The following is a 7,627-nucleotide window of genomic DNA, read 5'->3' as shown; positions in this document are numbered from 1 at the left end:
AATATCATGTCCGGTTGAATACTTATTATTAAGGTAGTAGGGGAGTAGGGGAGTAGGGGAGTAGGGGAGTAGGGGAGTAGGGAAAATAGAAAGATTTACTGTTTAAGCACTCATGATAAGTTTTTTCATCACTGATTATCCGGACATGATATAACCCCCCTTGAAAAGGGGGGAACTGGAAGTCCCCCTTTTTAAGGGCAGGGGGGATCATTGATGTACTGCACGCCTTATGAAAACTATTATATTGATGAGGAACAAGTTTTTTTATCACGCTATTATCCGGACATGATATTAGTAGTGACTTAATTTTAAGATAATATAATTATCGAATAGGAAGAAAGCAAAATTATGTCTGATGTTACAGTCAAAGATTTAGAAATAGTACAAAAAACTCTTTTACAAGCAGGTTTAGACTATCAATTAGAATTAGAAGACGGAAAAATATCAGTCATGGAACCATCAGATATTGTATCCAGCGAAATTACTGCAGAATTGTTGAGACTTTTGGGTAATTGGGTTAAACCTCGTCGTTTAGGACGTTTATTTGATTCTAGTGGTGGTTTTATTTTGCCTGATAGTAATCTTAAAGCACCAGATGTATCTTTTGTAAGTGCAGAACGTTTACCACGGAGTGTTCGTTACTTTGGGGAAATGATGCCTGAGTTAGTAGTAGAAATAAAATCTCAAAGCGACAGGATAAAGTCTCTACAAAAAAAGCTGGAAAAGTATATAAAACTGGGAGCAAAAGTAGGAATTTTAATCGATCCAGATGAGGAAACAGTAAAAGTTTATCGCCCCACAGGTAAACCTATTGAACTTACTAATAATGACATATTGACTATTCCCGAATTATTTCCTGGTTGGGAGATATCAATTTCAGAACTATGGCCACCAATATTTGATGAGTCAGAGTAATATTAAATTTCAAACAATGATAATGCTTATGAATCTGTGATTTCTGTCTACTGCCCAAAACTTGAAAACTATTATCAAAATTAAACCTTTTTCATCACTTTTTCAGGTTATTTGATTGTTTGGTTTTTTCCCAGTTAAGTCTTCCTTATTGGCTTCTGATATAATTGAAAGTTATAGTAAAACTAAAAGTAAAATAATTTATCTAAATTATGCCACCAACTAAATTCTATCCTACCGAACCTGTTCCTCCAGATAAGTTTGTCGGTAGAATGTCTGAACTATACACAATTTTTGACCAAATTAATAATCGCGGTCACGTCGCTATTGATGGTATTTATGGCATGGGTAAATCATCCTTACTTAAATATATCAAATCTTCTAATTTTTGGGAAGAAAAAGGATTAAATTTTTCAGAAGCTTTGATTGTTTATTACGACTGTAGCGTTATTTCATTTACGCCAAATAGTTTTTGGCAAGAAGTGTTAAAAGATTTAAGAAATGAAGCTGAAGGTGATGCAGATTTACAGGGTAAGATTGATAATTTATTAAAAGAAGAAAAAACAATAGAAATAAGAGATATAAGGAAAATTCTTCAAGAAATTGGGAAAAGAGAGAAATTTTTCTTATTACTATTAGATGACTATCATGGAATACTTCGTACACCAGAAGACTATATTAATAACCTGGAAAAATCTAGAGAAATGCAGACGTTTTTAAGTGGGTTGCGTAACTTAGCAGTTCATAGCACAGAAGGTCAATATTTCTCAACGGTTGTTGCTGCATTCCGAAGATTGGATAGGTTAGGCCCAGAGCTTCCTCCTGGTGGTTCTCCTTGGTATAATCATTATCTATATGTAGATTTAAAACCTTTTAGTCAGGAAGATATTGATAATTATTTTTTTAACTCGAAGCACTTCTTAATTTCAATTCTCGACAATATTCAGAAAGAAAAAGTGTTAGAAATTACTGGTGGATGTCCAATTTTACTTCAACACGCAGGTTATATATTTTCCCAATCTGAGCAAGATATTGATATTAATACTTTTAAAGCAAAATTTAAAAATCAAACCGAACAGATATTTAAGGATATATGGAGAGATTTGACTGCGGATGAACAAAACCTTTTACTGGGTATTGTAATTGATAACTTAAATGGAGAGGTCGGTGGAAAACGTTATTCTGTTGATGGTATAAATAAAGTATTTGAGAGAAATAGGTATACGCTGACAACTTTACAGCAAAAAGGTGTTATCTATCAGAACTCAGAGCAGGATAAATATAATTTTTATTCTTCTTTAATGGAAGATTTGGTTGTTCAAAAGTTTGATGAAAAGATTTCAGACCCTCGAGAAGATAAAATATTGTTTGAAAAATTTGGTATAAAGTTGACTGAAAAACAAGCAAAAGCAGTTAAAAAAAATGCACCGCTTATTAATAAAATTTTAGGCACTCTTATCAAAGTTGTACCAGGAATTAACCTTTTCAATAAATCAGACGAAAAATAGTATTGCAAACCTAATCGAATATAGTTATTAAAATGCAAAATACAATGGCTTTGATTAAAAATCCTTACATTATTGGTCGGCCAATTTACGATCCAGAATACTTATTTGGACGAGAAACAATTGTAAGTTTTATTCAAGATCGACTTACTTCTAGAGCAAAGGTAATTGTATTGCACGGACAAAGACGTATTGGCATAACTTCCTGCATGAATTATATTTCTCGGTATGTTAGTGTAGATGGGTTTGTTTTTTTTCCACTTTCTCTAGAAGATAAACATCATTATTCTTTGGATGAAATATTGTATGACTTTGCTAGGGATATAGTTGATTGGTTGGGAATATCGGGAAGCACGATAACTATTCCTAGTCGGCAGGATTTAAAAGTAGATGCACAAGAGTTTTTTGGGATTTTTTTACAACATATTTACGATAGGTTAGAGGGAAAAAATATAGTTCTGCTTGTAGATGAGTTTGATGTTCTGTGGGACGATGAGAGTACGAAAAAAAACCCGTTGATCAACTTCTTAACTTCAATAATTAATAGAGATAAAAAAATATTTATTATTCTGTTTGTAGGAAGACAAGGAAATAGTCTGGAATTTGTCAATTATTTATTTGGAGAAGTACCTCACCAAGAATTGGGATTACTTAATAAGTCTGATACTGAAAAGTTAATTACTGAGGTTGCTGAGGGAATTCTTGACTATGAATCTGAAGCAATTGACGAAATTTGGGAATTGGCAGGGGGACATCCTTACTATACTCAACTACTATGTTTTAGTTTATTTCAACAGGCTAGAAATCTAAACCGATGGAATGTAACTCGTCAGGATGTAGAGGGCATTATAGATGAATCTTTAGTAAAAGGTGAAGCTGCTTTTGTATCTCCTCTAGGAATTTTATCTCCTAGGGAAAAATTAATTTTATCCGCAGTAGCTGAAGCTCAAGAAATAGCTACAGAATACTCTGAATCAAATATCTTTAATTCATTAGTAATATTAGAAAGGCATCATGGAAAGCTTACAAAAAAAATGAAAGAAGAATTAACTAAAGCAGCAGAACATTTAGTTTATTTGGGATTCTTGCAGAAAATAGGAGAACAAGAATTAGGAAAAAAAATCGTCCCTGTTTATAAAGTAAAAATTGAATTACTTCGGCGTTGGTTATTGAAACCAGATTCGTTAAAAATAGAAATAGAGAAAATAAAAGAATTATTTCCTCAGAAATCTTTGATCGAAAAAATTTGGTATAGTGGCCTTTTTAATTGGGGGCGATCGCATAATAATTAAATCACAAGAAATATCTAATTAATAAAGTTATAATCACGGTGTAGTTTAGCTATAAATGTCATAAGATGACCTATTTTTCAGGGATAAAATAGTGTTTGTCATTATCATCTATGTTTTTGAAAGACTGTAATCTATTACTCAATAAAGCAGAGGCATGAAGGGTTTTCGGTCAGGATAAATCATGTATAGCTTTAATTTTCTATTTCATGCTTGTTTGGATTAATGGTCTATAAATAAAATTGTATATAAATTTTTGATTTTCAATGAATACAAGCCATAACTTCACAACAAATCCTTATATTTTTGGTACACCAATTTATAAAAAAGAGCAGCTATATGGCAGAGAAGAAACTACTATTAAACAAATAAAAAATCATTTCAAAGCTGATATCCAGATAACTTTATTGCACGTCCAACGACGTATTGGTAAAACTTCATTGATAACTTGTCTGCCTCAATATTTCACTGAGGAGCAAAATGATTTTAAGTTTGTTACTTTTTCATTTCAAAGCTACAAAGATAAGTCAAGAACTGAAATACTAGATCATCTTGCCGATGATATTGCTGGTACTATTTATAAACTTCCTAAAGAAGTAAGAGCACTAGCGGATAATCCGTATAACTTTTTTCAACTTTTTTTGCCAAGAATTATTAATGAATATTTATCAGGTAAAAAATTAGTTCTTCTTCTAGATGAGTTTGATGTTTTAGGAGAAGACTCAACAATATCTACTCCTGGAGAATACTTATTTGACTGGTTAGAACAAGTTGTTAAGCAAGAAAAAAAACTATTTGCTATTCTGGTTTTTGGTAGGCCAGTACAAGATATGACTTATCTGAAAAACTTCTTAAAAAAACAAACTCCAATAGAAGTTGGTTTACTGGATAAGGAAAGTACGCAAAACTTGATTGTTGAACCAGCTAGGGGAAAATTAGAATATGAATCAGATGCAATTAATGCTATTTGGCAACTATCCGCAGGTCATCCTTCTTTAACACAACTACTATGCTTTTATATCTTTAAGAATTGCAGGGAACAAGGAATAAAAAAGGTAGTTCATACTAATGTAGAGTCTCATGTAGAGTTAATTTTAGATGAGGCAATGGAAGGAGGCGGGGCTGTATTAAATGGCTTTCTGGATGCTTTGAATAACCCTGAAAAGTTGTTTTTTCGTGTAGTAGCAGCTAGTCAAAATGAAGTTGGAGAAAACCGACTAAAGACCTATATAAAAAATTGGCACTTTGTAGGAAAACGTTTAGTTAAAGAATATAGCTTTTTAGAAGAAAAAAAAGATGGAACAGGTTATAAAATCAAAGTTGAATTAGTCCGACTTTGGCTGGTAAAAAAATATCCCTTATCTGATGAGGAAAAACTGCAAATGGGGAAAATTCCTGAAAAAAATCAAAATCTACCTGAAATAAATAACAATCACAAAACGCCTGTACCAGAGCAAAACGATAATCCTCAAGGACCTAATCAAATAGCAAAGTTTTTATCTTTGTTAATGGTAGTTTCTGTTATACTAGCTCCTATAATGTTCACAGTTTACCGGATTATGAGTTCGGGGAATTCTCAAGTTGTTCAAAATGATGGCTGTGATTTGTTATGGGAGAAAATAGATAGATATTTGAAAGATGAAATAGACAAAGAAGAGCGATCGCAAGTTATAGAAAAAATTAACTCTGAATGGTATAGGGAAGAACAAAGTTTAGACGAACAATGTCCTAATATTGATGGATTGGATGAAAAATATAACCAATTATTATGGAAATCTAGTCTGGATAAAATAGGTTCTCAAAAATATGAAGAAGCCACAAAAACTTTGTGCAAGATTACTAATAAATATGGAGATTTTAGTGAGGTTGAAAATACACTAGAAGAATGGATATTCAATAATACTCTGTCTAATGAAAATAAAGAAAAGGTAATTGAAACATTGATTAAACAAAATCAATCACCTAATGATTGTCCAGCTTATTCATTCAAGAACGAGCAAAACGAAAATCTACTATCCCAGCAAAAAAATCTACTATCCCAGCAAAAAAATCTACTATCCCAGCAAAAAAATCTACTGTCCGAGCAAAAAAATTTACAGTCCGAGCAAAAAAATTTACAGTATGACCAGGAAGCCAAAAATCATGTTGACAATGATAAAAATTATAGGTATGAAAAGGCTGTCGAATCATACTGTAAAATTACAGAGAGCTATGCTTCCTTTAACAATACAAGAAAGCAGCTAGAAGAATGGTTTTTTGGAGAAAATTATACAGTTCATTTCACTCTTGAGGATCAACAGATAGTAAGGGAGAAACTGAAAGAATTAAAAGGTCAATGTCCAGCATCTCCACTTAAATAGACATCTCCGAAAATTACACTGATCGATCATTTTTTGTGTTTTTTTTTCAGAAATTTTTTCTCTATTTCCTCTTCCCTACTTCTGCAAAAAGTCTATTCTTTTTCGGAGATGCCTCATGATTAATTAATGCTACTCAGGTTTAGGATTTTGCCAAAAACCATCACTTCCTTCTATTTCTTCTTTTGGCGTTACTCTAATTCCTTGTCTAGCTATCCTATGAATTCTCACCCATAAATTTCCTGTTTTAGATAACTTTCTTTGATTGCCAATTATCATATCAAAACTGTATAAAATTCCCCCAATAATTACCCAGACTATCCAACTTAAAATCAAGACAAAAACAAAAACAGTTAACCATCCTAATATTTGAGACCCTAGCTGAACTAAAACATTATTATTATCCTGATATACTTCAGTACCTTTGAGACTCCAAGATACCGCTATAGTACCCCAACATCCACAAAAAAGATGAACAGGAATAGCTCCTACCGGATCGTCAATTTTCCATAACTTTAATAGTAAGTTACCAAAAGTAACAATTACTCCACTAACAGCACCTATGAGAATAGCAATAGGAACATCAACATAAGCAGAGGAAGCGGTTACTCCAACTAACCCACCTAAGATACCATTAATAAGTGATGAAAGTTCGGGTTTTCCAGTTTCTGGATTATTTTCAAATATTTTAGACCATAAGGCAGTTATAGGAGTAGAAAGTATGGCAACTATACCTCCTGTTGCTGCGGACATAATAGTAGTGATAACGATATGACCGACATTTTGTAGCTCGAGTGTGGAACCACCATTAAAACCTAGCCAACCTAACCAAAGTATGAGACATCCCAGAAGCGATCGCTACTATAAGCTTCGGACAGTGCAGCAGTATCTTCAAACATTTTATAAGAAGTTATTAGTCCATTTTTTGTCGTACAAACTAGAGCATATTCACACTTAAAAATTCGCTCTGTTTTTTTAACTCGATGCTGCATATAACCATGGGCAAAAATATAATTATCTACAGCGACTAATTTGTAAATTTCAAAAGCTTCAGTATTACAGCAGTTTTTAAATGGGTAAACCACAGTTAAAAAGTTAGGTAGTAGGTGGTAGGTGTTAGGTGGTAAGCGAAACGAGGGTTGTGAATTCCACAATAGATGGCTGACTTTGTGGTCTACTCGAGTGAAAAGCGCTGTAAAAAGTTCGCCGAGAATAGAAAGAAATTCGACAACACCTTTTTTGCCAATAAATCTACCATAAATAGGAACAGTATTTGGTCCTTGTGCTTTAAAAACCACATCCTCAGCAACTACACTTAAAGCGCTATCGAGGTTCTTATCTTTTAAAGCAGCGAAAAATTTTGCTACAGGATTATCCATAATACATTCCATTGACATCCTCCCCGGCCTAAAGGCACGGGGATTCCTACTGAGCCTAAGCTCCTCGGCGGGTTGACGCTTTGCTTCGCATAGCTGTCGCTAACACAGGGTGCTGCTTCCTTGGCGGTAGTCTAACGCTTCCCTCCACGTCCGCGCACGAGTTTCCGAGTGCCCCCCGGCAACTA

The 7,627-nt window shown here is 33.4% G+C and carries 6 protein-coding genes; 4 read left to right on the top strand and 2 right to left on the bottom strand.

Annotated features, from left to right (window positions below; all coding sequences use genetic code 11):
• Window positions 1–348: 348 nt before the first annotated feature.
• From F6K54_RS36145 to F6K54_RS36130, 4 genes are all read left to right on the top strand, one after another.
• The gene (locus tag F6K54_RS36145; RefSeq protein WP_293088664.1) at window positions 349–915 is read left to right on the top strand and encodes a Uma2 family endonuclease; all 567 of its coding nucleotides are present in this window, start codon (window positions 349–351) and stop codon (window positions 913–915) included.
• 209 nt (window positions 916–1,124) lie between these two features.
• Window positions 1,125–2,420, top strand: a complete 1,296-nt coding sequence (locus F6K54_RS36140; protein WP_293088662.1) for an AAA family ATPase — start codon at window positions 1,125–1,127, stop codon at window positions 2,418–2,420.
• Window positions 2,421–2,452: 32 nt separating this feature from the next.
• On the top strand, window positions 2,453–3,709 hold the full coding sequence (locus F6K54_RS36135; protein WP_293088660.1) for an ATP-binding protein: 1,257 nt from the start codon (window positions 2,453–2,455) through the stop codon (window positions 3,707–3,709).
• 263 nt (window positions 3,710–3,972) lie between these two features.
• Window positions 3,973–6,066, top strand: a complete 2,094-nt coding sequence (locus tag F6K54_RS36130) for an AAA family ATPase (RefSeq protein ID WP_293088658.1) — start codon at window positions 3,973–3,975, stop codon at window positions 6,064–6,066.
• Between the two features lie 129 nt (window positions 6,067–6,195).
• On the opposite strand, the gene F6K54_RS36125 is transcribed toward F6K54_RS36130, so the two are convergent.
• On the bottom strand, window positions 6,196–6,900 hold the full coding sequence (locus tag F6K54_RS36125; RefSeq protein WP_293088666.1) for an ammonium transporter: 705 nt from the start codon (window positions 6,898–6,900) through the stop codon (window positions 6,196–6,198).
• Window positions 6,888–7,454 carry a nuclear transport factor 2 family protein gene (locus F6K54_RS36120; protein WP_293088656.1) on the bottom strand — a complete coding sequence of 189 codons (567 nt, stop codon included), beginning with the start codon at window positions 7,452–7,454 and terminating at the stop codon, window positions 6,888–6,890. Before F6K54_RS36120 ends, F6K54_RS36125 begins: the two co-directional genes overlap by 13 nt.
• Window positions 7,455–7,627: the final 173 nt, after the last annotated feature.

The organism is Okeania sp. SIO3B5, assembly GCF_010692555.1.
Taxonomy (GTDB): Bacteria; Cyanobacteriota; Cyanobacteriia; order Cyanobacteriales; family Microcoleaceae; genus Okeania.
Note: the sequence above shows the minus strand (reverse complement) of the source record. Positions and strands in the feature narration are given on the sequence as shown.